At 71.7% G+C, this 25,968-nt stretch carries 22 protein-coding genes; 5 read left to right on the forward strand and 17 right to left on the reverse strand.

Annotated elements, in window-relative coordinates:
- Positions 1-11: 11 nt before the first annotated feature.
- The gene (locus TR46_RS09000) at positions 12-992 is read right to left on the reverse strand and encodes a glycosyltransferase family 2 protein (protein WP_084718131.1); all 981 of its coding nucleotides are present in this window, start codon (positions 990-992) and stop codon (positions 12-14) included.
- Between the two features lie 334 nt (positions 993-1,326).
- Here TR46_RS09000 and TR46_RS09005 point away from each other — a divergent pair, with 334 nt between their 5' ends.
- From TR46_RS09005 to TR46_RS37760, 3 genes are all read left to right on the forward strand, one after another.
- The gene (locus tag TR46_RS09005) at positions 1,327-4,089 is read left to right on the forward strand and encodes a putative glycosyltransferase family protein (RefSeq protein ID WP_152626361.1); all 2,763 of its coding nucleotides are present in this window, start codon (positions 1,327-1,329) and stop codon (positions 4,087-4,089) included.
- Positions 4,090-4,197: 108 nt separating this feature from the next.
- The gene (locus tag TR46_RS09010; RefSeq protein ID WP_042396445.1) at positions 4,198-4,530 is read left to right on the forward strand and encodes a trypco2 family protein; all 333 of its coding nucleotides are present in this window, start codon (positions 4,198-4,200) and stop codon (positions 4,528-4,530) included.
- Between the two features lies 1 nt (position 4,531).
- The gene (locus tag TR46_RS37760; protein ID WP_052432647.1) at positions 4,532-7,774 is read left to right on the forward strand and encodes a serine protease; all 3,243 of its coding nucleotides are present in this window, start codon (positions 4,532-4,534) and stop codon (positions 7,772-7,774) included.
- Positions 7,775-7,909: 135 nt separating this feature from the next.
- On the opposite strand, the gene TR46_RS09025 is transcribed toward TR46_RS37760, so the two are convergent.
- Positions 7,910-10,426, reverse strand: a complete 2,517-nt coding sequence (locus TR46_RS09025) for an ATP-dependent Clp protease ATP-binding subunit (protein WP_042396449.1) — start codon at positions 10,424-10,426, stop codon at positions 7,910-7,912.
- A gap of 428 nt (positions 10,427-10,854) precedes the next feature.
- On the opposite strand from TR46_RS09025, the gene TR46_RS09030 reads away from it, so the two are divergent.
- Positions 10,855-11,199: a hypothetical protein gene (locus tag TR46_RS09030; protein WP_052432648.1), complete on the forward strand. Its 345-nt coding sequence runs from the start codon at positions 10,855-10,857 to the stop codon at positions 11,197-11,199.
- Positions 11,200-11,263: 64 nt separating this feature from the next.
- Here TR46_RS09030 and TR46_RS09035 read toward each other — a convergent pair whose 3' ends face one another.
- The 13 genes from TR46_RS09035 to TR46_RS09095 all read right to left on the reverse strand — a co-directional run bounded on the left by TR46_RS09035 (position 11,264) and on the right by TR46_RS09095 (position 22,475).
- Positions 11,264-11,611 carry a histone-like nucleoid-structuring protein Lsr2 gene (locus TR46_RS09035; protein WP_030254099.1) on the reverse strand — a complete coding sequence of 116 codons (348 nt, stop codon included), beginning with the start codon at positions 11,609-11,611 and terminating at the stop codon, positions 11,264-11,266.
- Positions 11,612-11,748: 137 nt separating this feature from the next.
- Positions 11,749-12,252: an amino-acid N-acetyltransferase gene (locus TR46_RS09040; protein WP_042396453.1), complete on the reverse strand. Its 504-nt coding sequence runs from the start codon at positions 12,250-12,252 to the stop codon at positions 11,749-11,751.
- A 9-nt stretch (positions 12,253-12,261) separates the two neighbouring features.
- Positions 12,262-12,693, reverse strand: coding sequence for a BlaI/MecI/CopY family transcriptional regulator (locus tag TR46_RS09045; RefSeq protein WP_042396455.1), 432 nt, complete (start codon positions 12,691-12,693; stop codon positions 12,262-12,264).
- Between the two features lie 129 nt (positions 12,694-12,822).
- Positions 12,823-12,993 (reverse strand): hypothetical protein, encoded by a 171-nt coding sequence (locus TR46_RS43045; protein ID WP_042396456.1) that lies wholly within the window; start codon positions 12,991-12,993, stop codon positions 12,823-12,825.
- Positions 12,994-13,096: 103 nt separating this feature from the next.
- Positions 13,097-14,620, reverse strand: coding sequence for a bifunctional lysylphosphatidylglycerol synthetase/lysine--tRNA ligase LysX (gene lysX / locus TR46_RS09055; protein ID WP_084718133.1), 1,524 nt, complete (start codon positions 14,618-14,620; stop codon positions 13,097-13,099).
- 92 nt (positions 14,621-14,712) lie between these two features.
- Positions 14,713-15,570: a hypothetical protein gene (locus TR46_RS09060; RefSeq protein ID WP_084718135.1), complete on the reverse strand. Its 858-nt coding sequence runs from the start codon at positions 15,568-15,570 to the stop codon at positions 14,713-14,715.
- A 201-nt stretch (positions 15,571-15,771) separates the two neighbouring features.
- Positions 15,772-16,557, reverse strand: a complete 786-nt coding sequence (locus TR46_RS09065) for a type III pantothenate kinase (RefSeq protein WP_042396462.1) — start codon at positions 16,555-16,557, stop codon at positions 15,772-15,774.
- A 41-nt stretch (positions 16,558-16,598) separates the two neighbouring features.
- On the reverse strand, positions 16,599-17,582 hold the full coding sequence (nadC, locus tag TR46_RS09070) for a carboxylating nicotinate-nucleotide diphosphorylase (protein WP_042396464.1): 984 nt from the start codon (positions 17,580-17,582) through the stop codon (positions 16,599-16,601).
- Positions 17,579-19,258, reverse strand: a complete 1,680-nt coding sequence (locus tag TR46_RS09075) for an L-aspartate oxidase (RefSeq protein ID WP_042396466.1) — start codon at positions 19,256-19,258, stop codon at positions 17,579-17,581. Before TR46_RS09075 ends, nadC begins: the two co-directional genes overlap by 4 nt.
- Entirely contained in the window at positions 19,255-19,746 is a 492-nt protein-coding gene (gene panD, locus TR46_RS09080; RefSeq protein ID WP_042396467.1) for an aspartate 1-decarboxylase, read from the reverse strand. The genes TR46_RS09075 and panD overlap by 4 nt, the downstream gene beginning before the upstream one ends.
- A gap of 112 nt (positions 19,747-19,858) precedes the next feature.
- Positions 19,859-20,704 (reverse strand): pantoate--beta-alanine ligase, encoded by an 846-nt coding sequence (gene panC, locus TR46_RS09085; RefSeq protein ID WP_042396468.1) that lies wholly within the window; start codon positions 20,702-20,704, stop codon positions 19,859-19,861.
- A complete protein-coding gene (locus TR46_RS44075) occupies positions 20,701-21,633 on the reverse strand; it encodes a Rossmann-like and DUF2520 domain-containing protein (RefSeq protein ID WP_161790104.1) in 933 nt (310 codons plus the stop codon). Before TR46_RS44075 ends, panC begins: the two co-directional genes overlap by 4 nt.
- A 164-nt stretch (positions 21,634-21,797) precedes the next feature.
- Positions 21,798-22,475: a lysophospholipid acyltransferase family protein gene (locus TR46_RS09095; protein ID WP_042396469.1), complete on the reverse strand. Its 678-nt coding sequence runs from the start codon at positions 22,473-22,475 to the stop codon at positions 21,798-21,800.
- A gap of 123 nt (positions 22,476-22,598) precedes the next feature.
- Between TR46_RS09095 and TR46_RS09100 the strand changes: the two genes are divergently transcribed.
- On the forward strand, positions 22,599-23,720 hold the full coding sequence (locus TR46_RS09100; RefSeq protein ID WP_063770553.1) for a threonine aldolase family protein: 1,122 nt from the start codon (positions 22,599-22,601) through the stop codon (positions 23,718-23,720).
- Positions 23,721-23,855: 135 nt separating this feature from the next.
- Here the strand turns inward: TR46_RS09100 and TR46_RS09105 are convergent, their stop codons facing one another.
- Both TR46_RS09105 and TR46_RS09110 read right to left on the reverse strand, forming a co-directional pair.
- Entirely contained in the window at positions 23,856-24,554 is a 699-nt protein-coding gene (locus TR46_RS09105) for a response regulator (protein WP_042396473.1), read from the reverse strand.
- Between the two features lie 11 nt (positions 24,555-24,565).
- The gene (locus TR46_RS09110; RefSeq protein WP_063770554.1) at positions 24,566-25,897 is read right to left on the reverse strand and encodes a sensor histidine kinase; all 1,332 of its coding nucleotides are present in this window, start codon (positions 25,895-25,897) and stop codon (positions 24,566-24,568) included.
- Positions 25,898-25,968 lie beyond the last annotated feature (71 nt).

The raw sequence follows: 25,968 nt of genomic DNA on the forward strand, positions 1-25,968 counted from the left end.
CTGAACCCCGGTCAGTCCTGCCTGGACCGCACGATCAGGTCGGCCAGCAGCGCCAGCGAGGCGATCAGCAGGCCGGTGATGAAGATCAGCACCGTGTTGACGGCGAACCGCACCGGGTGCTCGACCATGTCGTACACCCCCTTGGCGAGGCCGATGCCGATCAGCCACAGGGCGAGCGGCATCAGCACCTTGAGCGGGTTGAAGTACATCACCATGCGCAGGACTTGGAGGATGTACCGGTAGGCGTCCTTGACGAACCTGAACTTGGACTTGCCCGCCCTTTTGGCGTAGTCGATCGGCAGGTAGCTGATGTCGTGCTGATTCGAAAGGAATGCCAGGGTGATCGTTGTGACGCAGGAGAAACCGGGCGGCAGCAGTCGAAGATACGGAAGCGCAATCTCCCGTCGCATTGCTCGCAACCCGGAGTTAAGGTCCGGGATACGTTGGCCGGCCAGTTTTTCGGCGATCTTCCTGACAACCCATTTGGCGGGTACGCGGAGAATCTTGTGCGAGCCCTCCTCGGAGGTGCGGGCGCCGACGACCTGGTCGATACTGCCGTCCTCGTCGAGCATCCGGACCAGCTCCGGGATGCGCTCGTTGGGGTAGGTCATGTCCGCGTCGGTCCAGACCACGATCTCGCCCCGGGCCATCTGCGAGCCGATCCGGCGCACGGTCCCGGCCCCGCCGTTGCGGCGGAACGCGATCGCCCGCACGTTCGGAAACTCCAGCTCTGCCTGCTGGATCACCTTGAGGGTGCCGTCCGTGGAGCAGTCGTCGACGGCCAGCAGCTCGTAGGTGTAGCCCGACTCGTCCATCGCCTGGCTGATCCGCGTCAGCTCCAGCAGGAGGTGGGGTTCCTCGTTGTAGCAGGGCAGGACGATAGAGACGTGCGGCCGGTCGGAGGCGTCCGCCTGGTCGGCGTGGTCGGCCTCGGCGGCCTTGACGGCCTCCGGCTCGGCCTCCTCGAAGGAGCGGCCGGGATCGGTGAGCATCACGCTGGGTATTCCTCTCGGGGGCCCCCGGCCCGAATACGCTCGGAGGCGAAGATTAAGGAGTGCCATGCATCCCCCCGGACAGCAGCCCATACGCTATCCAGCGGCGGTGGGGTTTGGCTATCCTCTCATTTTTCCGTGGTGATCGACTTCACGGCCATTCCTGTGAATCAATTGTGGGGACCCCTCACGGGACTCCGGCAGACGTCTCCCCTAAGCTCACCCCTATCCTCTGGAAGCCAGTGCCGCCGGCACCCTCCCGACCGCGACGTACCTGCCTGGGACAACGATGCTTCGACGCCGTAATCCGCCACGCCCGCTGAGCGTGCTGGCAGTGCTCGCCGCTGTGCTCTTCGCCCTCTGGGGCATCGGGGGTCAGCTGGCCGGCAACTCGACGCTGACCGCGACCGACGAGATGGTCGCCTCCAGTCCCTGGTCCGACGCCGGGCTCACCGGGCCGCCCACGCACAACTGGCTGCTGGACGACACCTACACCTCCGAGCTGCCCTCGACCATCCTGTTCAAGCAGGAGCTGGCCAACGGCGAGGGCACCGGCTGGAACCCCTACGAGGCCGGTGGCACCAACCTCGGCAATGTCCCCAACCAGGCCCTGCTGTCGCCGCTGACCATCCCGTACTACCTGCTGCCGACCTGGATCGCCCCCGCCTACGGGCGGCTGTTGGAGATCGTCTGCGCCGTCGCGGGAAGTTTCCTGTTCCTGCGCAGGCTCCGGGTCTCCCCCGCCGCCGCGGTCACCGGCGGCCTGGTGTTCGCCGGCAGCGCCTTCATGGTGTCCTGGGTGGGCTTCCCGCAGACCAGGGTGGCGGCCTTCATCCCGGTGCTCTTCTGGACCCTGGAACGGCTGATCCAGGAGCGCAGGGTGCGCGATGCGGCCCTGGTCGCGGTGCCCGTCGCCTCACTGCTGCTGGGCGGCTTCCCCTCGGTGACGTCCTACGCGCTGCTGACCGCCGGCGTGTACACCCTGGTCCGGCTGCTCGCCGAGTACAGGTCCACGCCGCGGCGGCTGCTCCTCACCGCGCTCGGCGCGCTGGGCGGGACGGCGGCCGGCGCCGGCCTGGCGATGTTCCAGATGGTGGGCTTCCTCTACTTCTACCCGACCTGGCTGGTCGAGGGGCGTGAGCAGACGCCGCAGATGCACCTGGCCGCCGTCAACCTGCTGGAGTCGTTCAGCCCCTGGGTCTTCGGCACCGCCAACGCCACCCAGCTGCCGATGTTCATCCTGCAGCCCAACCTCGTCGAGGCCATGTCGTACATCAGCGCCGCCGCGGTGGTGCTGGTCCTCGTCGCCTTCGCCATGCCGCGCCGGGGCCGGGCGCTGCTGCCGCGCGGCACCTGGGCGCTGCTGTTCGCGCTGTCCGCGGGCTGGGGCGTGCTGATCTACGTCGGCGGCGCGCCGCTGGAGCTGGTGCAGCGGATGCCGGTGGCGCGTGCCCTGTTCGCCGCCAACTTCATCGGCCGGGCCCGCAGCGTCCTCGACTTCCTGCTCGCCGTCCTCGCCGCGGTCGGCTTCGACCTGCTGCTGCGCCGCCGGTCCGAGCTGCCCCGGCTGACCGGCCGGGCGGCGCTGCTCCGGCACTGGCCCTACGTGCTGGGCGCGGGCCTGCTGGCGGCGGGTGCCGTCCTGGTGGTCCTCGGCCACCATGACGTGGCGGCCACCGGGGACAAGGTGTCCAAGGACGCCTTCACGCACCATCTGCTGATCGGCGCGCTGATGCTGGTGGCCGCCGGCGCCTGCGCCCTGGTGCTGCGGCTGGTACGGCGGCCCGACCCGCTGTCAGGCGGCAGGCCGCCGCTGCGCGTCCTGCGCTTCGCCGCCGCGGCCGCGCTTCCGCTGCTGGTGGCCGCCCAGGGCGGGGCCTACATGTCGGCGTACTACGCCAAGTCCAGCACCAAGGCCTTCTACCCGGAGACCGACACCCACCAGTACCTGGCTGCCAACCTGGGCGGCCAGCGGTTCGCCAGTTCGATGACAGGCATGGTGTTCGGCACCAACGCCGCCTACGACCTGCGCTCGGTCAACGGCCACACCTTCATCAACGCCGCCTTCGCCCCGCTGGTCCAGCAGATCCCCGACGACCCGATCTTCTTCGAGACCTACATCGACTTCCAGGGCACCCACGACCAGGCGGTCAGCCCGGTGCTGGACCTGCTGGGCACCAAGTACTTCGTGACCGCCCCGAGCGACCCCGTGCTCGGCAACGAGGTGGACGTCGCCACCGACGGGACCACGACCACGCTCCAGCCCGGCACCACGGTCACCGTCCCGGTCCCCGGGACCGGTCCGCTGCGCGGCGTCGGCGTGTGGCCGACCGACGTGCCGGTGGTCGACAAGGACTCCACCCTCGAAGTAGTGATCAAGGACGCCTCCGGCAGGACGGTCTCCAGCAGCAGCCGGCTCATCAACACCATGACCCAGAACATCCTGTTCAGCGTCCCGGTCGCCGCGGACACCGTGGCCGCCGGCACCGTCCTGACCGCCAGCCTCACCGTGCACGGGTCGACCCCGCTCACCGTCGGCGCCGACCGGGGCGCACTCGCCCTCTCCACCATCCGGAGCGAGGACGACGGACTGCGGCTGGTCCGCGTCCAGGACTCCGCGATCTACCTGCGGCTGAACGCCCAGCCGCGGATCCGCTGGGCGTCCACCGCCACGGTCGTCCCGGACCAGGAGACGCGACTGGCGCTGCTCTCCTCGGGCACCGTCGGCGCGGACCAGGTCGTGCTCGACTCCCCCGGTCCGGCCGCCTCCGGGCAGCCCGCGAGCGTGGACGTCACCCACGACGGCACCGACACGGTCACCACCGAGGTCGACGCCAAGGGCGCCGGCTACCTCGTGGTCGCCGACGCCGACCAGTCCGGCTGGGTCGCGACGGTGGACGGCAGGTCCGCCGCCCTGCTCCCGGCCGACCAGGGCCTGGTGACGGTGGCCGTGCCGGCCGGGAAGCACACCGTCACCGTGCGCCTGGCGCCGCCGCACGCCACCCTCGGCAACGCCGTCAGCATCGCCACCGCCGTCCTGCTGCTGCTGGCCGTGGGCGCCGAGGCCTGGTGGCTGCGCCGCCGCCGGAACGCCTGAGGCCGCCGCCGGGCCGCCGGGGGCGGGGTGAGCTGCCCGAACTGCTGACGGGGGACGCGGACCTGTCGTACCGTCGGATCTCCAGCTCACGCCGCCCCCGGGGGATCCGTGTCCGACTTCAGCGAGATCGAACTCGCCACCGCAGTCCGCGCCATCCGTGAACAACTGGTCCAGGCCGCCCGGGACGGGGCCGACTCCCCGATCCGCTTCGAGGTAGGACCGGTGCAGATGGACTTCGCGGTGGAGCTGCGCCGGGAGGCCGGTGCCAGCGGCGGGGTGAAGGCCTGGGTGCTCAGCGCCGGGGCCGAGGCCAAGGCCTCCCGGGGCAGCACCCACCGGGTGTCCTTCACCCTCACGCCCAAGGACGCGACCACGGGCGGGCCGGTCGAGGTCGGCGAACCGCGGCCCGGCGGCACCTCGCGGTTCGGCGCCGGCGGCTGAGATGGCGACACACCCGCAGCGGGAGCGGATAGCCGCGGTCCAGGGTGCGGGCCAGGGCACGGGCTACCTGCTCACGCCCTGGCTGGTGCTGACGGCAGCACACCTCGTCGACGACGAGGCGCCGACCACCGTGGTCGTCCCCGACGGCACCGGTCCGCAGCGCTGCGCCACCGTGTGGAGCCGCTACGACGAGCAGTGCGACGCGGCCCTGCTGGTGTCCGCGCGGGAGCTGGTCCCGCCGGACGCCTTCCGGGAGTTCAGCACCCTGGTCTGGGGCCGGGTCGAGGACCTGGCCCCGATCCCCGGGGCGCAGGCCGTCGGCTACCCCCACGTCCAGCGCGACGCCCACGGCGAGCTGGACGCGGAGCAGCTGGTGGGCACGCTCAAGCCGGGGTCCGGCCTGCTGCGGCACCGCCAGGTGCTGGACAGCCTGCACGGAGCGCCCACCGGGCGGGCCGACGGCGGCTCACCCTGGGCCGGCTTCTCCGGGGCGGCCGTCTTCGCCGAGAACCGCCTGGTCGGCGTGGTCCGCGCGGACCCGGCCCAGTGGCGGCACGGACGCCTGGAGCTCACCCCGGCTGCGGCCGTCCTCGACTCGCCCTCGTTCAAGTCCACCTGCGACCGCAACAACCTGGTCCTGGCCTGGGCGGACATCCGGCGCCCCGTCGACGACTTCGAGGAACGCCTCCGGGCCTTCGTGGTCAAGCAGTCCAGCACCCTGCACATCATCGGCCTGAGCCGGGGCGGCGACGACGAGGACTTCTGGCCGCTGGACACCAGCTACCTCAGCCTGGAGCTGCTCGGCTCCCCCGCCGAGGGGCCCGACGACCAGGGACCGCTGGCCCAGCGGGCCGAGCACGCCCTGGCCGGGCACCGCCGGGTACTGGTCCGCGGCGCGGCCGGCTCCGGCAAGACCACCCTGCTGCAGTGGCTGGCCACCAGTGCCGCCCGGCGCGAACTGCCGCCCTCGCTGGCCGAGTCGGACGACTGCGTACCGCTGCTGATCCGACTCCGCGCGGTGGCCCGGCGCGATGAGCTCCCCGGCCCGGAGGAGTTCCTGGCCGCCGTCGCCAAACCGCTCAGCGGCAGCGCCGGCGCGGCCGGCTGGGTCACCGCGCAACTCGCCGCCGGACGCATCCTGCTGCTGGTGGACGGGGTGGACGAGGTCCCCGAGGCGGACCGGGCCCGGACCCGCCGCTGGCTGCTCGACCTGCTGGACGCCTACCCCGACTGCCGCTACGTGGTCACCACCCGCCCCGCCGCCGTCCGCGAGGGCTGGCTCACCCAGGCGGGCTTCACCGAGCTGGAACTGCTGCCGATGGGCCGCGACGACGTCTCCGCCTTCATCGGCAAGTGGCACAGCGCCGCCGGGGACGACCCCCGGCTCCAGGACTGGTGCGAGACGCTGCGCTCCGCCGTGGTCACCAAGCAGGACCTGGGCCGGCTCGCCGACAGCCCGCTGATGTGCGCGCTGATCTGCGCGCTCAACCGGGACCGCAACGGCTACCTCCCCGAGGGCCGGATGGAGCTCTACGCCGCCGCCCTGGAGATGCTGCTGGTCCGCCGCGACCGCGAGCGCGGCATCCTGGGCCAGGACGGCTTGCGGCTGACGGTCGATCAGCAGGTGCAGCTGCTGCAGCGGTTGGCCTACTGGCTGGCCAGGAACGGAGCCGTGGAGATCGAGCGCGGGCTGGCCGTCCGCAAGCTGGAGGAGGTCCTCCCGGCCATGCCGGCCATCACCGTCGACGCCGAGGCGGTGCTGCACCACCTGCTGGTCCGCAGCGGACTGCTGCAGACGCCGACGGCCGAGAGCGTCTGCTTCGTGCACCGCACCTTCCAGGACTACCTGGCCGCCAAGGCCGCGGTCGAGGACGAGGACTTCGGCCTGCTGGTCGGCAACGCCCACGACGACCAGTGGCACGACGTGATCCGGATGGCGGTCGGCCACGGCCGCCCGCGCGAGCGGGCCAGGCTGCTGCGCGACCTGCTGCGCAAGGCCGACGCCGACGACGACCTCGGGCTCTGCCTGCTCGCGGCCAGCTGCCTCGAACACGCGACCGAACTCGAACCGGCCGTCCGGCAGGAGGTCACCGAGCGCACCGCCCCGCTCATCCCGCCCCGCGACAGCGAGGCCGCCCGGGACCTGGCCACCATCGGTCCGCTGATCCTCGGACTGCTGCCCGGCCCGGAGGGCCTGGACGCCAGGACCGCCTACTCCGTGGCGGTCGCCGCCACCACCGTCGCCACCAGCCAGGCCATCCCGCTGATCGCCCGGTTCGCCGACCACCCCTCGACCACCGTGCGCGGCCAGCTCACCTTCGCCTGGGGCCGCTTCGACACCCGGGAGTACGGCGAGCGGGTCATCGCCAAGCTGACCTACCACGACAGCTTCCGATTCGTCGTCAGATCCCGGGAGCAGCTGGAGTTCCTGCTGACCCTGGGCCATCGGCCGAACATCGAGTGCGCCGGACCGCTGACCATGGACGACCTGGCCCTGCTCCCGCCCGGGCTGGACCACCTGCGGCTGCACGACATCCCCAACCCGATCGACGTCGACGCGGTGCTGCGCCGCACCGGGGCCCGCAACTTCTGGCTCAGCGACTGCAGTTCCCCGATCGACCTCGGCCCGATCCCCCGCCACCCGGTGGAGGAGCTGTACCTGCACACCAACACCGAGCTGCGGAACGCCGACGCCCTGGCCACCGCCGCAACCGTCCGGGAACTGGGCATCGTCAGCGAGACCCCGATCCCCGGCCTGGCCCTGCCGCCCGGTCTGACCCGTCTCCACATCGGCCGCTACGAGACCGGCCCCGGCTTCTGGGAGCAGCTGGGCTCCGTCGCCGGACTGCGCCACCTGGCCTTCGACGCGTCCCGCACCGGCGAGCACCAACGGGAGCCGCTGCAGGACCTGGGAGGGCTGCGCCGGCTCCGGATCACCCACGAGGACCTCGCCACCCTGCCCCGGCAGCGCCCGCTCCCGCAGACCACCGAACTGGAACTGCTGCTCCCGACCGGCCTCGACCACCTCCCCGAGCTCGCCCGGGTCTACCCGGGCCTGCGCCGGCTGTCCCTGGTCCAGGAAGGCCCGGAGCCTCCGGACGAGACCGTGCTCAACGGCGAATTCGGCGAGCTGCACGACTGCCAGGTCGAGATCCAGTGCTACTCGCCCCCGGTACCGCTCTCGATCTTCGGTATCGGCCAGAGCGCCTCCCCCACCGAGGTCCGCCGGTTCACCATCCCCTGAGCCCCGAGCCCTGTGCCCTGTGCCCCGAGCCCTGCGCCCAGAGCCCCGGGCCCACCGGCGGCGCCGGCCGACAGCCACAAGGCAGGGGCCCGGCCCCCTCTCGGGGAACCGGGCCCTGCCTGCGTTCGGTGCGGATCAGCCCTTGCTGAGGTCCGGGCCGCTGGCGGCGACCGGCGGGGCGTCGGCCACCGGGACCTTGTCGGCGCCGGTGAAGGTGAACTTGGCGTTCTTGCCCTCACCCTCGACGTCGACCAGGACGATGTGGCCGGAGCGCAGCTCGCCGAAGAGGATCTTCTCCGAGAGCACGTCCTCGATCTCGCGCTGGATGGTGCGGCGCAGCGGGCGGGCGCCCAGGATCGGGTCGTAGCCGCGCTTGGCCAGCAAGGACTTGGCGGCGGGGGTCAGTTCCAGACCCATGTCGCGGTCCTGCAGCCGGCCGTCCACCTTGGCGGCCATGAGGTCGACGATCTGGATGATGTCTTCCTCGGACAGCTGGTGGAACACCACGATGTCGTCGACGCGGTTGAGGAACTCGGGGCGGAAGTGCTGCTTGAGCTCCTCGCCGACCTTGTTCTTCATCCGCTCGTACCCGGTGGAGATGTCGCCCTGGGCGGCGAAGCCCAGGTTGAACCCCTTGGAGATGTCCCGGGTGCCGAGGTTGGTGGTCATGATGATGACCGTGTTCTTGAAGTCGACCACCCGGCCCTGGCTGTCGGTCAGGCGACCGTCCTCCAGGATCTGCAGCAGCGAGTTGAAGATGTCCGGGTGGGCCTTCTCGACCTCGTCGAAGAGGACCACCGAGAACGGCTTGCGCCGCACCTTCTCGGTCAGCTGGCCGCCCTCCTCGTACCCGACGTAGCCGGGAGGCGAGCCGAACAGCCGCGAGACGGTGTGCTTCTCGCTGAACTCGGACATGTCGAGCTGGATCAGCGCGTCCTCGTCGCCGAAGAGGAACTCGGCGAGGGTCTTGCTGAGCTCGGTCTTACCGACGCCGGACGGGCCGGCGAAGATGAACGAGCCGCCGGGGCGCTTGGGGTCCTTGAGGCCCGCACGGGTGCGCCGGATGGCCTGGGAGAGCGCCTTGATGGCGTCCTTCTGGCCGATGACGCGCTTGTGCAGCTCGTCCTCCATGCGCAGCAGCCGGGAGGACTCCTCCTCGGTGAGCTTGAAGACCGGGATGCCGGTGGCCGTCGCCAGCACCTCGGCGATCAGCTCCTCGTCCACCTCGGCGACGACGTCCATGTCGCCGGCCTTCCACTCCTTCTCCCGCTTGGCCTTGGCCTGCAGGAGCTGCTTCTCCGAGTCGCGGAGCGAGGCGGCCTTCTCGAAGTCCTGCGCGTCGATCGCGGACTCCTTGTCCCGACGGACGCCGGCGATCTTCTCGTCGAACTCGCGCAGGTCCGGCGGCGCGGTCATGCGGCGGATGCGCATGCGCGAGCCGGCCTCGTCGATGAGGTCGATGGCCTTGTCCGGCAGGAAGCGGTCCGAGATGTAGCGGTCCGCCAGGGTCGCCGCCGCGACCAGGGCCGCGTCGGTGATGGAGACCCGGTGGTGCGCCTCGTAGCGGTCGCGGAGGCCCTTGAGGATCTCGATGGTGTGCTTGAGCGAGGGCTCGGCGACCTGGATCGGCTGGAAGCGGCGCTCCAGCGCGGCGTCCTTCTCCAGGTGCTTGCGGTACTCGTCCAGCGTGGTGGCGCCGATGGTCTGCAGCTCACCGCGGGCCAGCATCGGCTTGAGGATCGAGGCGGCGTCGATCGCGCCCTCGGCGGCGCCCGCACCCACCAGGGTGTGGATCTCGTCGATGAACAGGATGATGTCGCCGCGGGTGCGGATCTCCTTGAGCACCTTCTTCAGGCGCTCCTCGAAGTCGCCGCGGTAGCGGGAGCCGGCGACCAGGGCGCCCAGGTCCAGCGTGTAGAGCTGCTTGTCCTTGATCGTCTCGGGCACCTCGCCCTTGACGATCGCCTGGGCCAGGCCCTCCACGACGGCGGTCTTGCCGACGCCGGGCTCGCCGATCAGCACCGGATTGTTCTTGGTGCGGCGGGACAGCACCTGCATGACCCGCTCGATCTCCTTCTCGCGCCCGATCACCGGGTCGAGCTTGGACTCGCGGGCAGCCTGGGTGAGGTTGCGCCCGAACTGGTCCAGGACCAGCGAGGTCGAGGGGGTGCCCTCGGTCGGGCCGCCGGCCGTGGCCGACTCCTTGTTGCCGCCCGAGTAGCCGGACAGCAGCTGGATGACCTGTTGCCGGACCCGGTTCAGGTCGGCGCCGAGCTTCACGAGGACCTGGGCGGCGACGCCCTCGCCCTCGCGGATGAGGCCGAGCAGGATGTGCTCGGTCCCGATGTAGTTGTGGCCGAGCTGGAGGGCCTCGCGGAGCGACAGCTCCAGGACCTTCTTCGCCCGAGGAGTGAAGGGGATGTGGCCGGACGGGGCCTGCTGCCCCTGTCCGATGATCTCCTCAACCTGCTGGCGGACCGCCTCGAGCGAAATCCCGAGGCTCTCCAGGGCCTTAGCGGCGACACCCTCACCCTCGTGGATCAAGCCCAGGAGGATGTGCTCGGTGCCGATGTAGTTGTGGTTGAGCATCCGGGCTTCTTCCTGAGCCAGGACGACAACCCGCCGCGCGCGGTCGGTGAACCTCTCGAACATCGTTAATCGCTCCTCAGAGCGGTCGGGCAGTGAGGGGTCGGTCCCCTCCCTGTCCTTCCGCATGCTAGTCCCGGAGGCCGGAACAGCTCACTTCAACCGCCGACACCCCACCGTCCCGCAATGCTCGCGACGGCGGACAATGACTCCAACCGAATGCTGCGGGATGGTGTTCCCGCAGGCCAGGCAGATCCACCCGGAAACGCTACGCCGACGGCGAACGCTTCCCCCGACACGCCGCGAGGATTCGGGCGCACAGTCCTCACATGGGCATTCATACCCGCGGTGCACCCAGGTCCATACCGACTTTCCCGCATCAGGTGTTCGCCTACCGAGAAGTCGGACGATCGGTGCGGGCCGGATGCGTGACAGCGGGCAGCGGAAGGGACCCCCAGCGTAACCGGAGCCGGCTGTCGCGAGTTGGGCAGGATGTGACCACCCATCAGCACGACGCCGTGGAGGCCCCGCTGGACGCGGGGCTGGCCGCGCTCGCGCAGCTGCGCAGGCGTGGACGGCCCTGCGGCCAGGTCGCCGTGGAGGGCGACCGGCTGCTGCTGCGGCTGGCCCCCGGCAGCGCCGAGGACGTCCCCGAACTGCTGCAGTGGCTGGGCTGGGGACACCTGGACGGGGTGCTGCGCACCCGCCCCATGCCGCTGGTGCCCCACCAGGCCCGCCACGGGGCCGCTGACGCCCTCGCGGAGCACCAGCTGCCGCAGACCCTGGACACCCTCGCGGACGCCTGCGTACGGGCCCTCCTGGAGGGCGGCGTCCGCTGACGCCCGACCTCCGGCCGGTACGGCCCCGTACAGCCTCGTACCGGGCGCGCGAAGTCGCCGGCCGTCAGCCGTTGGCCTTCTCGTACGCCTCGCGGACCGTGCTCGGCACCCGGCCGCGGTCGTTGACCTCGTGGCCGTTCTCCTTGGCCCAGGCACGGATCTTGGCCGTGTCCGGGTTCCCGCCCACCGGACGCGGCGAACGGCCGCGGCCGCGGCCGCCGCTGACGGCACCGCGCCCGCTCTGCTTGCGGCCCTTGTCTGTGTACGGCGCCAGCAGCTCGCGGAGCTTGCCGGCGTTCGTGTGCGTGAGATCGATCTCGTAGGCAACCCCGTCGAGAGCAAACGTCACCGTCTCGTCCGCCTCGCCGCCCTCGAGATCATCGACAAGAAGGACCTGGACCTTCTGCGCCACGGGCTTCCCTTTCCTCAAAAGCATGGATTACTTGTAGGAAAGGAAACCCTCTTTCCGGCGAAAATTCAAACCCTCTGCCCGAAGTGCTGTCCGGCAACGCTTCCGAACCCGCCCGAACCCGGCTCGACGGACCCGGGTCAGAGGTGCAAGAGCATCCGTGTGTTGCCCAAGGTGTTGGGTTTGACGCGTTCCAGATCCAGGAACTCCGCAACACCTTCGTCGTAGCTTCGCAGGAGCTCCTCGTACACATCGGCGTCGACCGGAGTCGACCCGATCTCGACGAAGCCGTGTTTGGCGAAGAAGTCCACTTCGAACGTCAGACAGAAAATGCGGCGCACCCCGATCCAGCGCGCGGTCTGCGTCAACTTCTCCAGAAGCCGGTGCCCGATGCCGGTGCCGCGGCAGGAGGGGTCCACCGCCAGGGTGCGCACCTCGGCGAGATCCTCCCACATCACATGCAGTGCGCCGCACGCCACCACCTCGGCGTTGTCGTCCCGCTCGGCCACCCAGAACTCCTGCACCGACTCGAACAGGGTGACGGTGGGCTTGTTCAGCAGGATCCGTTCGCGCGCGTAGCCGTCCACCAGCCTGCGGATGGCCGGTACATCGCTGGTCCGCGCGCGGCGGATCGTGAGCTCCATGGAAGGACGCTATCGTGCCGACGGATCCCCGGTCCCACCGGTGCTTTCCGGAAGCGGCGCCTCGGGAGCCGCTTCGGCCGGCGGCGGGGCGGCGACCCGCAATGCGTCGCGCAAGGCGTCCTGTTGTTCGGGCGACATCATGCCGAAGAAGTGGACCAGGGCCGCGGCCGGGTTGTCACTGGTCGCCCAAGCGTCGTTCATCAGCGCCGCGGTATAGGCCTCGCGGGAGGACACCGGCTCATATCGGAAGGCACGGCCGTCCTGTTCCCTGCGGAGCCAGCCCTTCTGGAACAACTTGTCCATCACGGTCATCACCGTGGTGTAGGCGAGCTCACGTTCCCGCAGCAGATCCTCGAGAACCTCGCGAACCGTCACCGGGCGGTTCCACTGCCATACCCGGGTCATCACCTCGTTCTCGAGTTCACCGAGTTGGCGCACCATCGCCGTTCTCTCCCCCTGAGCACACATGGCACAGCACATATCGCCTTTGCCGGACATAGGCATTGTGCAGGTTCCGGCCGTGAATGGGGGCCGTTCCGGTACTGCGATTCTTACCTTCGGTTCCGGACATCAGTCCTTGGCGAGGCGCGGACCCGGGGTGGCCGCCACGGTGATCGCCTCGGCCACGGCGTCCTCCTTGGCCGCATTGGCCCCGCCCTGGTTACGGAACAGGGTGCGGATCATCAGGCTGAAGGCGATGCACATCACGACGGGGGGCGTCAGTGCCTCGATGTACTGCATGGTTCCGGACCGCCTCTGGGCATGGGGAATGACTTGCCGGGGAAAAGGCTAACCCCGGCCCCCGCAGGCGGCGGGGACCGGGGTCACTGCTGTCGGGGGCGGCTCAGCCCTGGGTGTCCGGCTTCACCAGCGGGAAGAGCACCGTCTCCCGGATGTTCTTGCCGGTGAGCAGCATGATCAGCCGGTCCACGCCCATCCCGAGCCCGCCGGTGGGCGGCATCGCGTACTCCAGCGCCCGCAGGAAGTCCTCGTCCAGTTGCATGGCGTCGACGTCGCCGCCCGCCGCCAGCAGCGACTGGGCGGTCAGCCGGGCCCGCTGCTCGACCGGGTCGACCAGCTCGGAGTAGCCCGTGCCGATCTCGGTGCCGAAGATCATCAGGTCCCACTTCTCGGCGACCCCCGGGTTGCTCCGGTGCTGCCGGGTCAGCGGCGAGACCTCGGTGGGGTAGTCGCGGATGAAGGTCGGCTTCACCGCCGCCTCCTCCAGCAGCCGCTCGACCATCTCCAGCACGATCTGGCCGTGCCCCCACTGCTTCTCGTAGGGCACGCCGGCCGCGTCGGCCAGCTTGCGCAGCTCCTCGACGGTGGTGTCCGGGGTGATCTCGGTGCCCAGCTGCTCGGAGATGCCGCCGTAGACGGTGATCTCGGCCCAGGGCTCGGCCAGGTCGATCTCGTGCTCCACGCCGTGCGGGTCCACGCCGCGGATCACCGTGGTGCCCAGGGCGTCCCGGGCGGCGTTGACGATCGTCGCCCGGATCATCTCGGCCTGGGTGTCGTAGTCCCCGTAGGCCTCGTACGACTCCAGCATGGTGAACTCGGGGTTGTGCGTGGAGTCCGCGCCCTCGTTGCGGAAGTTGCGGTTGATCTCGAAGATCTTCTCCGCGCCGCCGACCGCGAGCCGCTTGAGGTAGAGCTCCGGGGCGATCCGCATGAAGAGGTCGATGTCGTACGCGTTGATGTGGGTCTTGAACGGACGCGCGTTGGCGCCGCCGTGGACCGGCTGCATCATCGGGGTCTCGACCTCGGTGAAGCCGCGCTCCTCATAGGTGCGGCGGATCGAGCGGACCACCTTGCTGCGCAGGTACAGCATCTCCCGCGCGGCCGGGTTGACGATCAGGTCCACATAGCGCTGGCGCACCCGGGCCTCGGGGTCGGTCAGGCCCTTGTGCTTGTCCGGCAGCGGGCGCAGGCACTTGGCGGTGATCGCCCAGTTGTCGACCATGATCGAGAGCTCGCCGCGCTTGGAGGTGATGACCTCGCCCTCGACGCCGACGTGGTCGCCGAGGTCGACGTCGGACTTCCACGCCGCCAGGCTCTCCGCGCCGAGCCGGTCCAGCGAAAGCATCACCTGGAGGTCGGCGGTGCCGTCGCGCAGGGTGGCGAAGCACAGCTTGCCGCCGGTACGGCTGAGCACGACCCGGCCGGCCACGCCGGCGCGGTCACCGGTGGCGTGGTCGGCCTCCAGGTCGGGGTAGGCGGCGCGCAGGTCGGCCAGCGTGGTCGTACGCGGGAAGCCGACCGGGTACGGGTCGATGCCGGCGGCGCGCAGGCGCTCCAGCTTCTCGCGGCGTACCCGCATCTGCTCGGGAAGGTCGTCGGACGCAGGTACGGGGTTCTGATCAGTCACGGTGCAAGGGTATCGAGCACACAGCAGTGCCCCGCCACCCGTTTGAAGGGCGGCGGGGCGTTGAACGGTCCCGGCGGGCTTTCGGGGCGGCCTCAGCCGGTACCCGTGGCCAGCTCGGAGCCGGGAGCCGGCGACTGCGGTTTGCGGACCCCGCGGGGGAAGAGGTCGGCCGGGGTCGGCACCGGGCGGACGGCGGGGCGGGCCTTCTTCTTCTGCTGCTGCTCCTTCTCCTCGTCCGGCTCGACGGGGGCCTCGTCGGGGCGGCCTTTGCTGGGAAGGGAGGGGGTGTCGGACGAAGCCATGGGGATGTGACCTCCACGTCGGTTCGGCAGGGAGAGCTGGGCTCCCCCCGGGCTGCTCCAGATTTCCGGGGTGCGACCCCCCGTACCCCCGCGCGGACGCGGCGTGCGCGCCGGACGGGCGAACTCGGTCACCGTGCCGCCGGCGCCCAGTTGGGGCGGCCTCGTCGCGGCCTCCAGCCTGCGCCGCACGGCGGCTTCGGCGAGCTCGCCGCAGCGGGCGCGCAGGGCGAGCCTGCGGGTGCGCTCGGCCGTGGCGCAGGGCTGCGCGGTCAGCGAGCGCAGCGCGGCGAGGTCGTCGGCCTCGGGCTGGTAGCCGTCGGCGACCGCCTCGTCCAGCCGCTCCAGGTAGCCGCCCGCGCTGCCCGGCAGGGCCTGCCGGTAGCGGGCCAGGTCGGCCAGCGCGAAGGCGCGCATCCGGCCCGCCTCGTGGACGGCCTCGTCGATGGCCTCGGTGAGCCGCAGGACGTCCTGGACGTCCGCGGCCCAGCCCAGCGGTTGCGGGGAACGGGCCGGGAGCAGGGCGGGCGAGGTGGCATGAGTGGGTGTCAGACTCGGTGGGTTCAAGACCTGGGCGAGGGCGCGCCGCAGCACCCGCAGCTCGTCCGCACTGAAGGCCATACCGCCGCGAGTCCCGTGAGGCGTAGGCATGTGTCGACACTATGCCCGCCGTGACCAATTTGTGATTATCGACGCGCAGGGGGTTCCGACGGATTTACAGGTGCGGGCCGTAGATGGTTGGTCGCGCAGTTCCCCACGCCCCTACCGAGTGCAACCGGGCCAGTTGCAGACCCCCGGGGGTGCGAGGAGCTGCGCGACCAGCCATGCACAATCCGCACCTGAAAACTGCCCCTACCCCGCGGTGTTGCGCTCGTACACCAGCCGGAGCCCGATCAGCGTCAGCCACGGCTCGTGCACGTCGATGGAGCTCGCCTCCCCCAGGACCAGCGGGGCGAGCCCCCCGGTGGCGATCACCTGGACGTCGTCCGGATCGGTGGACAGCTCCGCCGCCATCCGGTTGACCACCCCGTCCACCTGTCCGGCGAAGCCGTAGAGGATGCCGGACTGCATGCACTCCACGGTGTTCTTGCCGATGACGTTCCGCGGCCGAATGATCTCGATCTTCGGCAGTTTCGCGCCGCGCAGTCCCAGCGCCTCCACCGAGATCTCGATCCCCGGCGCGATCGCCCCGCCGACGTAGTCCCCCCGCTCGTTGACGGCGTCGAACGTCGTCGCCGTGCCGAAGTCCACCACGATGCAGGGGCCCCCGTAGAGGTGCTTGGCCGCGAGGGTGTTCACGATGCGGTCCGCGCCCACCTCCTTGGGATTGTCGGTGAGCACGTGCACGCCGGTCTTGACGCCCGGCTCCACCAGCACCGCCGGGACGTCCCCGTAGTAGCGGCGGGTCACCTCGCGCAGCTCGTGCAGCACCGAGGGGACGGTGGAGCAGATCGCCAGGCCGTCCACGGTGTCCTCGCCCAGCGCGGGGTGCGCCCCCATCAGCCCCTGCATCAGCACCGCCGTCTCGTCGGCGGTCCGGCGGGGGTCGGTGGACACCCGCCAGTGCTCCACGATCTCCTCGCCGTCGAACAGGCCGAGGACGGTGTGGGTGTTGCCGACGTCGATGGTGAGCAGCATGGGGGCGCCGTTCCTAGATGGGTGAGTGGCCGGTCGGGGGACTATCCGCGCAGGTCCAGGCCGATGTCAAGGATGGGCGAGGAGTGGGTCAGCGCGCCCACCGCCAGGTAGTCCACGCCGGTCTCGCCGACGGCGCGGGCGTTGTCCAGGGTCAGCCCGCCGGAGGACTCCAGCTTGGCCCGCCCGGCCACCAGCGCGACGGCCTCGCGCAGCTCCGGGACGGTGAAGTTGTCCAGCAGGATCAGGTCCGCCCCGGCGTCCAGCACCGGCTGGATCTGGTCCAGCCGGTCCACCTCGACCTCGACGGCCAGGTCCGGGAAGGCGTCGCGGACGGCCTTGAACGCCTCGGCGACTCCGCCGGCGGCGATCACGTGGTTGTCCTTGACCAGCGCCGCGTCCGACAGCGCCATCCGGTGGTTGGTGCCGCCGCCCGCCCGCACCGCGTACTTCTGCAGCGCGCGCAGCCCCGGCGTGGTCTTGCGGGTGTCCCGGACCACCGCGCCGGTGCCCTCCAGGGCGTCGGCCCAGGCCCGGGTCGCGGTGGCGATGCCGGAGAGGTGGCACAGCAGGTTGAGCGCGCTGCGCTCGGCGGTGAGCAGGTCGCGGGTCCGGGTGGTGACGCTGAGCAGCACCTGCCCGGCCTCGACCCGGTCGCCGTCCTCGGCGTGCCGCTCGACGCTGAACTCCTCCTCGGCGACCAGCGAGAGCACCGCCTCGGCGATCCGCAGCCCGGCGACCACGCCGGCCTCGCGGGCGGTGAAGTCGGCGGTGGCGACGGCGGCCTCGGGGACGGTGGCGACCGAGGTCACGTCCTCGCCGCCGGCCAGGTCCTCGGCCAGCGCCAGGGTGGCGATGTCCTCGACCTCGACCGGGTCCAGGCCGGCCTCCTCCAGCAGCGCGGCCAGCGCCGGGTCCAGGCCGGTGACGTACTCCTCGCCGCAGGCGCAGCCGTCACCGCATCCGCCGCCCTCGCCCTCGACGAGTTGGAGCTCCGGATGGTCGTGGTCGTGGTCGTGCGCGGTCACTGCTGCTCCTCGGTGGTGGTCAGAACGCCGTCCTGCTGACGGCTGATGAGGTGGCGCTGCCAACCGGCATCGTCGCGGTCGGGGAAGTCCTCGCGCCAGTGGCAGCCGCGGGTCTCCTCGCGCAGCCGGGCGGCGGCGGCGAGGGCGGCGGCGACCAGGTGCAGATTGGTCGCCTCCCAGGTCTCGACCTGCGGGGCCTCGCCCTTGCCGGTGACCGCGCTGCTCTGCGGGTCGGCGGTCAGCGCCGCCAGCCCCTCGGCGGCCTCGGCCATGCTCGCGGCACTGCGCAGCACGCCCACGCCCCGGGTCATCAGCCGCTGGATGTCGGCCCGCGCCTCAGGGGCGAGCAGCGGGACCCGGTCGACCTCGCGCGAGGTGTCCTCGTGACGCGGCGTCAGCTTGCCTGCCGCGTCGCGGTCCAGGATGTCGGCGGCGATGCGCTCGGCGAAGACCAGGCCCTCCAGCAGCGAGTTGGAGGCCAGCCGGTTGGCGCCGTGGACGCCGGTGCAGGCGACCTCGCCGCAGGCGTAGAGGCCGGAGACGCTGGTGTGGCCGCGCAGGTCGGTGCGGACGCCGCCGGAGGCGTAGTGGGCGGCGGGGGCGACCGGTATCAGCTGGGTCACCGGGTCGATGCCGTGCGAGCGGCAGGAGGCCAGGATGGTCGGGAACCGCTCCTCCCACATCCGCGCGCCGAAGTGCCGTCCGTCCAGGTACATGTGCTCGGCGCCGGTCTCGCGCATCCGCCGCATGATGCCCTTGGCGACGATGTCGCGCGGCGCCAGCTCGGCCAGCTCGTGCTGCCCCACCATGAACCGCACCTCGTCGGCGTCGACCAGGTGCGCCCCCTCGCCGCGGACCGCCTCGGAGATCAGCGGCTGCTGGCCCTCGGCGTCCGGGCCGAGCCACAGCACGGTCGGGTGGAACTGGACGAACTCCAGGTCGGTGACCTCGGCCCCGGCCCGCAGCGCCAGGGCGACGCCGTCGCCGGTGGAGACGGCGGGGTTGGTGGTGGCCGAGAAGACCTGGCCCATGCCGCCGGTGGCCAGCACCACCGCGCGGGCGTGCAGCGCGCCGACGCCGTCCCGCTGGCCCTCGCCCATCACGTGCAGGGTCAGCCCGGCGGTACGGCCCTTGGCGTCGGTGAGCAGGTCCAGCACCAGGGCGTGCTCGATCACCTCGATATGAGGATCCGCCTGCACGGCCTCGACCAGCGCTCGGGAGATCTCGGCGCCGGTGGCGTCGCCGCCGGCGTGGGCGATCCGGCGGCGGTGGTGGCCGCCCTCGCGGGTGAGCAGGATCCGGCCGTCGGCGTCCTTGTCGAAGGCTGCGCCGGTCTCGATCAGCCGCCGGACGGCCGCCGGGCCCTCGGTGACCAGGACCCGGACCGCCTCCTCGTCGCACAGGCCGGCCCCGGCGACCAGGGTGTCGTCCAGGTGCTGCTCGGGGGAGTCGCCCTCGCCGAGGGCGGCGGCGATGCCGCCCTGGGCCCAGCGGGTGGAGCCGTCGTCCAGCACGGCCTTGGTGACGACCATGACCTTCAGCCCGGCGGCGCGCAGCCGCAGGGCCGTGGTCAGTCCGGCGACCCCGGAGCCGACCACGACCACGTCGGTGGCGGTGGTCCAGCCGGGGGCCGGGGCGGCGAGGCGCGTACTGGATCGGGTGGTCACCGGGGTCATGCTTCGCTCCGTGCGGGCACAGGGGTGCTGTGGGCAGCACCGTCGACGTCACGGTACGCCTGGTCGGGAATCGCACGGGAATCCGCGTACCCCGGGACCAGCCCGCTGCCCGCCGGGGCGTGGGCGGCGTCCGACCCGAGATGGGTGACCCGGTTGTCGCCGTCCACGAAGACGACGCGCGGCTGGTAGGCGCGGGCCTCGGCGTCGGTCAGCTGGGCGTAGGCGATCAGGATCACCAGGTCGCCGGGGTGGACCAGCCGGGCGGCGGCGCCGTTGACGCCGATGATGCCGGTGCCGCGCTCCCCCGCGATGGTGTAGGTCTCCAGCCGGTTGCCGTTGTCGATGTCGACGATGTGGACCAGCTCGCCGGGGAGCAGGTCGGCGGCGTCCAGCAGGTCCTGATCGACCGTCACCGAGCCGACGTAGTGCAGGTCGGCCTGGGTGACGGTGGCTCGGTGGATCTTGGACTTCAGCATGGTGCGGAACATGGTCACGTCTCCTGTGGTGAGTACATGCCGGGGCAGTGCGGGTTGTCGGGTGCGGGCTGTCGGGTGCGGGTTGTCGGGTGCGGGCTGGCGGGTGCGGGCTGTCGGATTGGCGCTATTGGAAGAAGATCCGGACGTTGTCGATCAGTCGGGTGGTGCCCACCTTCGCGGCGACGGCCAGCAGCGTCTCGCCGCGGAAGTCCTCGCGGTCGACCTCGGTGAAGTCGGACGGGTCGATCAGGGCGAGGTAGTCGGCCGACAGCGCCGGGTACTGCGCGAGCACGCCCTGCGCCGCCGCGCGGACCGCCGCCGGGCCCTGCTTGCGGGCGGCGTGCCCGGCGAACAGGATCTGCGACAGCGCCAGCGCCTGCACCCGGTCCTCGGCCGACAGGAAGCGGTTGCGGCTGGACAGCGCCAGCCCGTCCGGCTCCCGGACGGTGGGGACGCCGACGATCTCGACCGGGAAGTTGAGGTCCTTGACCATCCGGAGGACCAGGGCGAGCTGCTGCCCGTCCTTCTCGCCGAAGAAGGCCGTGTCGGGCGCGGTGAGATGGAGCATCTTGGCGACCACGGTGAGCATGCCGTCGAAGTGGCCCGGCCGCGAGGCGCCCTCGAAGCCCTCCCCCATCGGGCCGGCCGCGAGCCGCAGCTGCGGTGCGCCGCCGGGGTAGACCTCCTCCACCGGGGGCGCGAACACCACGCTCGCGCCGGCCTCGGCGGCGATCTCCAGGTCCGCGTCCAGGGTGCGCGGGTAGCGGTCCAGGTCCTCGCCGGGCCCGAACTGCAGCGGGTTGACGAACACGGTCACGATCACCGCACCGTCCGGACCCACCCGCTTGCGCGCCGCCCTGACCAGCGCCGCATGGCCCTCGTGCAGCGCGCCCATGGTCATCACCACGGCCCGCCGGGCGCCCGGGGCCGCCTCACGCAGCTCCTTCGCCGTCCGCACCAGCTCGGTCACTCGTCCTCCTCGGCCAGGACGTCCAGCAGCGCCTCGGCCGCCTCCGCCTTCAGCATTCCGTTGGCCAGCGCGCGGTCGGCGGTGGCCCGGGCCATCGCCCGGTAGCTGTCCAGCACCTGGGGCGCGGTCGCCCGCAACTGCTGGACGTGCTTGCGCACGGTGCCCGCGTCGCCCCGGGCCACCGGGCCGGTGAGCGCGGCGTCGCCGCTGCGCAGCGCGTTGTCGAGGGCGGCGCCGAGGAGCGGGCCGAGCATCCGCCCGGGCTCGGCGACCCCGGCGTCGGCGAGGATCTCCATGGCCTGGGCCACCAGGGTGACCAGGTGGTTGGAGCCGTGCGCCAGAGCCGTGTGGTAGAGCGGGCGGACCGCCTCGGGCACCCATTCGGGCTCGCCGCCCATCTCCACCACCAGCGCCTCGGCGACCGGCCGCAGCTCCTCCGGCGAGGTCACCCCGAAGGGGCAGCCGGAGAGGCGGGCGACGTCCACGGCGGTCCCGGTGAAGGTCATCGCGGGGTGCAGCGCGAGCGGCAGCGCGCCGGCCCGGGCGGCGGGGTCCAGCACGGCGACGCCGTGGGCCCCGGAGGTGTGGACCAGTATCTGCCCCGGCCGCACCGCGCCGGTGGCGGCCAGCCCGGCCACCAGCTCGGCGAGGACGTCGTCCGGGACGGTCAGCAGCACGAGGTCGGCTGCGGCCATCACCTGCGGGGGCGTGACCAGTCGGACGCCCGGCAGCAGTGTCTCGGCGCGACGGCGCGACTCCCGGGAGACCCCGGAGCCGGCGACGACGCGGTGCCCGGCGAGCTGCAGCGCGGCGGCCAGGGCGGGACCGACCCGACCGGTCCCGACGACGCCCACGGCCAGGCGGGCCGGACGGTTCGCCGGGTCCAGGGGGTCGCCGAAATCGGGCAGCCCCAGGTCGTCTGCACTCACGTGTTCCTGCCTTCCGTTCCAGTCCTCCAGGGGTACCGGACGTACCGCACCATGGTACGGCGGGCTCACAGGTGCACCTCGGTGGGTGGCTTGTCGCGCAGTCCCCCCCGCCCCCAGCAATTTGCAACCGAGCCAGTTGCGGACACCGCCCGCGCCGCCGCAACCTACGCCGCCGCGTCCTCCGACGGGCGCTCGTTGTACACGGCAACCCGCGTCTGCCCCGACAACTTGTGGATCGCGTCCATGATCTCGTCGGTGACCCCCCGCCGCACCGGCCCCACGGGCTTCAACTCGCGCCGGTCGCTGAAGTCCAGCGGCTCCCCGAAGCGGACGGTGACCCGCCGTACCCGGGGCAGCCGCTTCCCCACCGGCTGGATGTCCTGTGTACCGGACAGTGCGACCGGGACCACCGGCGCGCCCGAGGTCAACGCCAGCCAGGCCACCCCCGTCCGGCCACGGTAGAGGCGCCCGTCGAGCGAGCGGGTGCCCTCCGGGTAGATGCCGAAGGCCGTCCCCTCGTTGAGGACGGCCAGTGAGGCGTCCAGCGAGGCCTGGGCCGCGCGGTGGGTGCCGCGCTCCACCGGCACCGCGCTGATCGCGGTGAAGAAGGAGCGCATGATCCGCCCCTTGAGCCCGGTGCCGGTCCAGTACTCCTTCTTGGCGAGGAAGGCCACCGGGCGCGGGGCCACCAGCGGGATGACCATGCTGTCGATGAAGGAGAGATGGTTGCTGGCGAGGATCACCGGTCCGCGCCGGGGTACGTTCTCGCGTCCTTCGATGACCGGGCGGTAGATCACCCGTGTCAGCGGGATCAGGATCAACCTGAGGACTAGAGCGAACACGGATCCTCCGGGGGACCTTCTGAGGGGTGGCTGCCGCCGGATCGTATGACATCCAGGACTGTCCGTCAGCCCCGTCCCGGTCGGCGAGCGCCCCGCGTCGCGCCATGGGAGATGATTCGACGCATGGCAAAGGACAAGGACATAGACCCGCTCCAGCGTCGCTTCGAGGCGCTGCGCGGGTCCGGACGGCTGCTCTCCGGGACCCGGCCGAGGAGTCTCCGGGAGAGCATCGACGCGCTGGCCGGGGGCACCCACGACCTGGGCGGCCGTACCGACGTGTACGGCGACGGCGTGGTCGGGGTGCTGGAGGAGAAGGTCGCCGAACTGCTCGGCAGCGAGGCCGCGGCGTTCTTCCCGACCGGGACGATGGCGCAGCAGGTCGCGCTGCGCTGCTGGGCCGGCCGCACCGGCGACCACACCGTGGCGATGCACCCGCTGGCCCACCCGGAGGTGCATGAGCGCTTTGCGTATGCGCAGCTCAGCGGTTTGCGCAGTGTCTGGCCGACGACCGGGCGGCGGATGGCGGACGCCGACGAGGTGGCCGACTTCGCCGAGCCGTTCGGCACCCTGATGCTGGAACTGCCGCTGCGTGACGCCGGTTTCCTGCTGCCGACCTGGGAGGAGCTGGAGGCCACCGTCGAGGCCGCCCGGGCCAGGGACGCGGTGGTGCATCTGGACGGCGCGCGGATCTGGGAGACCACCCCGCACTTCGGGCGTTCGCTGCCGGAGGTCGCCGGGCTGGCCGACTCCGTCTACGTGTCCTTCTACAAGACCCTGGGCGGGATCAGCGGGGCGGCTCTGGCCGGTCCCGCGGAGTTCGTCGCCGAGGCACGGACCTGGCGGCACCGCTACGGCGGGCAGCTCTACCAGCAGTGGCCGGCGGCGCTGAGCGCGCTGGCGGGGATCGAGCGGGAGCTGCCGCGGCTGGGCGAGTACGTCGCGCACGCCAAGGTGGTGGCCGCGGCGCTGGCCGAGGCCGTCGCGGAGCTGCCCGGCGCCCGGGTGTTCCCGGAGCCGCCGCACACCCACCAGTTCCAGCTGTGGCTGCCGTACGAGGCGGAGACCCTCACCGAGGCGGGCCTGCGGCTGGCCGAGGAGACCGGGCAGGCCCTCTTCGGCGGCTGGCGCGAGCCCGGGCTCCCGGGGATCTCCTACACCGAGGTGACCGTGCAGGCGCCGGCCCTGGAGTGGTCCCCGCAGGAGGTCCGTGCGGGCGTGGCGGCGCTGCTGGAGCGGCTGAAGTAGCGGTTCCTGCGCGGGTTCTGCATGGCTGGGCGCGCAGTTCCCCGCGCCCCTGAGCAACAACCCGGCCAGTTGCAGACCCATGGGGGCGCGGGGAACTGCGCGAACAGCAACCACGCACCCGCCCGCACCCGACGACTAGAGCTGCGCCCGGACCAGGCCCGTCTCGTACGCCAGGACGACGGCCTGCACCCGGTCGCGGAGCTGGAGCTTGGTGAGGATCCGGCCCACGTGGGTCTTCACGGTCGCCTCGGACAGCGAGAGCCGTGCGGCGATCTCGCCGTTGGAGAGCCCCTGGGCGATCAGCAGCAGCACCTCGCGCTCACGCTCGGTCAGCCGGGCCAGTTCGGGGGTGTCGGCCGGCGGCATCGAGCTGGGGAGCACCGTGGCGAAGCGGTCGATCATGCGGCGGGTGGTGGTCGGGGCCACCACCGCGTCCCCGCCGCGCACCGCGCGGATCGCGGCGACCAGCTCGGTCGGCGGGACGTCCTTGAGCAGGAAGCCGCTGGCCCCGGCCTTGAGCGCGGCGAAGGCGTACTCGTCCAGGTCGAAGGTGGTGAGGATGAGCACCCGCGGCCCGGTGCCGCTGCCCGGATCGCCCGCCGCCGCGGCGTCCTGCTGGGCGCAGATGCGGCGGGTGGCCTCGACGCCGTCCATCCGGGGCATCCGGACGTCCATCAGGATCACGTCGACCTCGGTCCCGGCCAGGATCTCCAAGGCCTGCACCCCGTCCCCGGCCTCGGCGACGATCTCGATGTCCTGCTGGGACTGGAGCACCATCCGGAAGCCGGTGCGCAGCAGTTCCTGGTCGTCGACGAGCATCACGCGGATCGGCATCGGGGGTCCTTCTACTTGCTGAAGTGGACGGCGGGGTCGATCGGGGCGGCGTCGGGCGTGGGCACCGGCGGGGCTGGTGCCGGCTGAGCGGGCGCCGGCGGGGCGGGTGCCGGCGCGGGCTTGCCGCCCCCGCGCGCGGGCTTGAGCGGCAGCACCGCGTTGATCCGGAAGCCGCCGCCGGGGCGGGGTCCGGTGTCCAGCGTGCCGCCGACCATGGCGACGCGTTCGCGCATACCGATCAGCCCGTGCCCGAAGCCGTCCTCGCCGCCGTCGCGGGCCAGTTCGGCGGTGGCGCCGCGGCCGTTGTCCTCGATCAGCATGTCCAGTCCGCGGTCGTCGAACCGGATCCGCACCGACGCGCTGGCCGTCGGGCCACCGTGCTTGCGGGCGTTGGTGAGCGCCTCCTGGACGATCCGGTAGGCCGTCAGCTCGACCCCGCGCGGCAGCTCCCGCGGCTCGCCCTCCAGCTCGAACGCGACCGGCAACCCGGCGTTGCGGACCTGCTCCAGCAGGTCCGGGAGCTGCTCCACGCCCGGTTGCGGCACGTACTCGCCGGCGCTGTCGGCCGAGCGCAGCAGCCCCAGCAGCCGGCGCATCTCCTCCAGCGCCTGGCGGCCGGTGCCGGCGATGGTGGCCAGCGCCTGCTTCGCCTGTTCGGGTGAGGCGTCCATCACATAGGAGGCCCCGTCCGCCTGAACGATCATCACCGAGACATTGTGGGCGACCACATCGTGCAGCTCGCGGGCGATCCGGGCGCGCTCGGCGGCGACCGCGATCTTGGACTGGGCGTCGCGCTCGCGTTCCAGCCTGGCGGCCCGGTCCTCCAGTTCGACGTAGTAGGCGCGGCGGATCCGGGTGAACCGGCCGAGCACCCAGCAGAGCAGGAACGGCGACGAGGCGAACAGGCTGAGGAGCAGGGTCTCCCAGGACGAGCGGTGCTGCGAGGCGGTGCTGCCCTGGTCGAAGCGGAAGAAGGCGAGCGGCCCGGCCAGGACGCTCATCAGCAGGGCGGCCCTGGAGGTCCAGACATGGGCGAAGGCCGCTCCGGTGTAGGCGAGGACCAGCAGTGCGATGTCGGGACTGCCGGGGTCCTGCCGCACCAGGACCTGGCCCAGACCGATGGTGATGCCCAGCCAGACCGTGGCGTCGGGCCAGCGCCGGCGCAGCACCAGCAGGGTGCACAGCGCCACCGAGAGGAGGGCCAGCGCGGCGACGTAGGCCCCGCCGTGGCTGTCGGTCGCGGCGGCTGCCAGCTCCACCAGGCACAGCAGGAACAGCATCGACGCCCAGATCGCGTCGGACACCGTGGGGTGCCTGCGGAACCAGCTGTAGAGAAGTTGCACAGTCACCAGCCTAGGCAGGTGAAACAGTGGCGGGGTCACCCGGCGGGCTGAGTCGGCCGTCCTCCGCAGGT

Origin of the sequence: Streptacidiphilus carbonis, assembly GCF_000787775.1 — a bacterium.
Classification (GTDB): domain Bacteria; phylum Actinomycetota; class Actinomycetes; order Streptomycetales; family Streptomycetaceae; genus Streptacidiphilus; species Streptacidiphilus carbonis.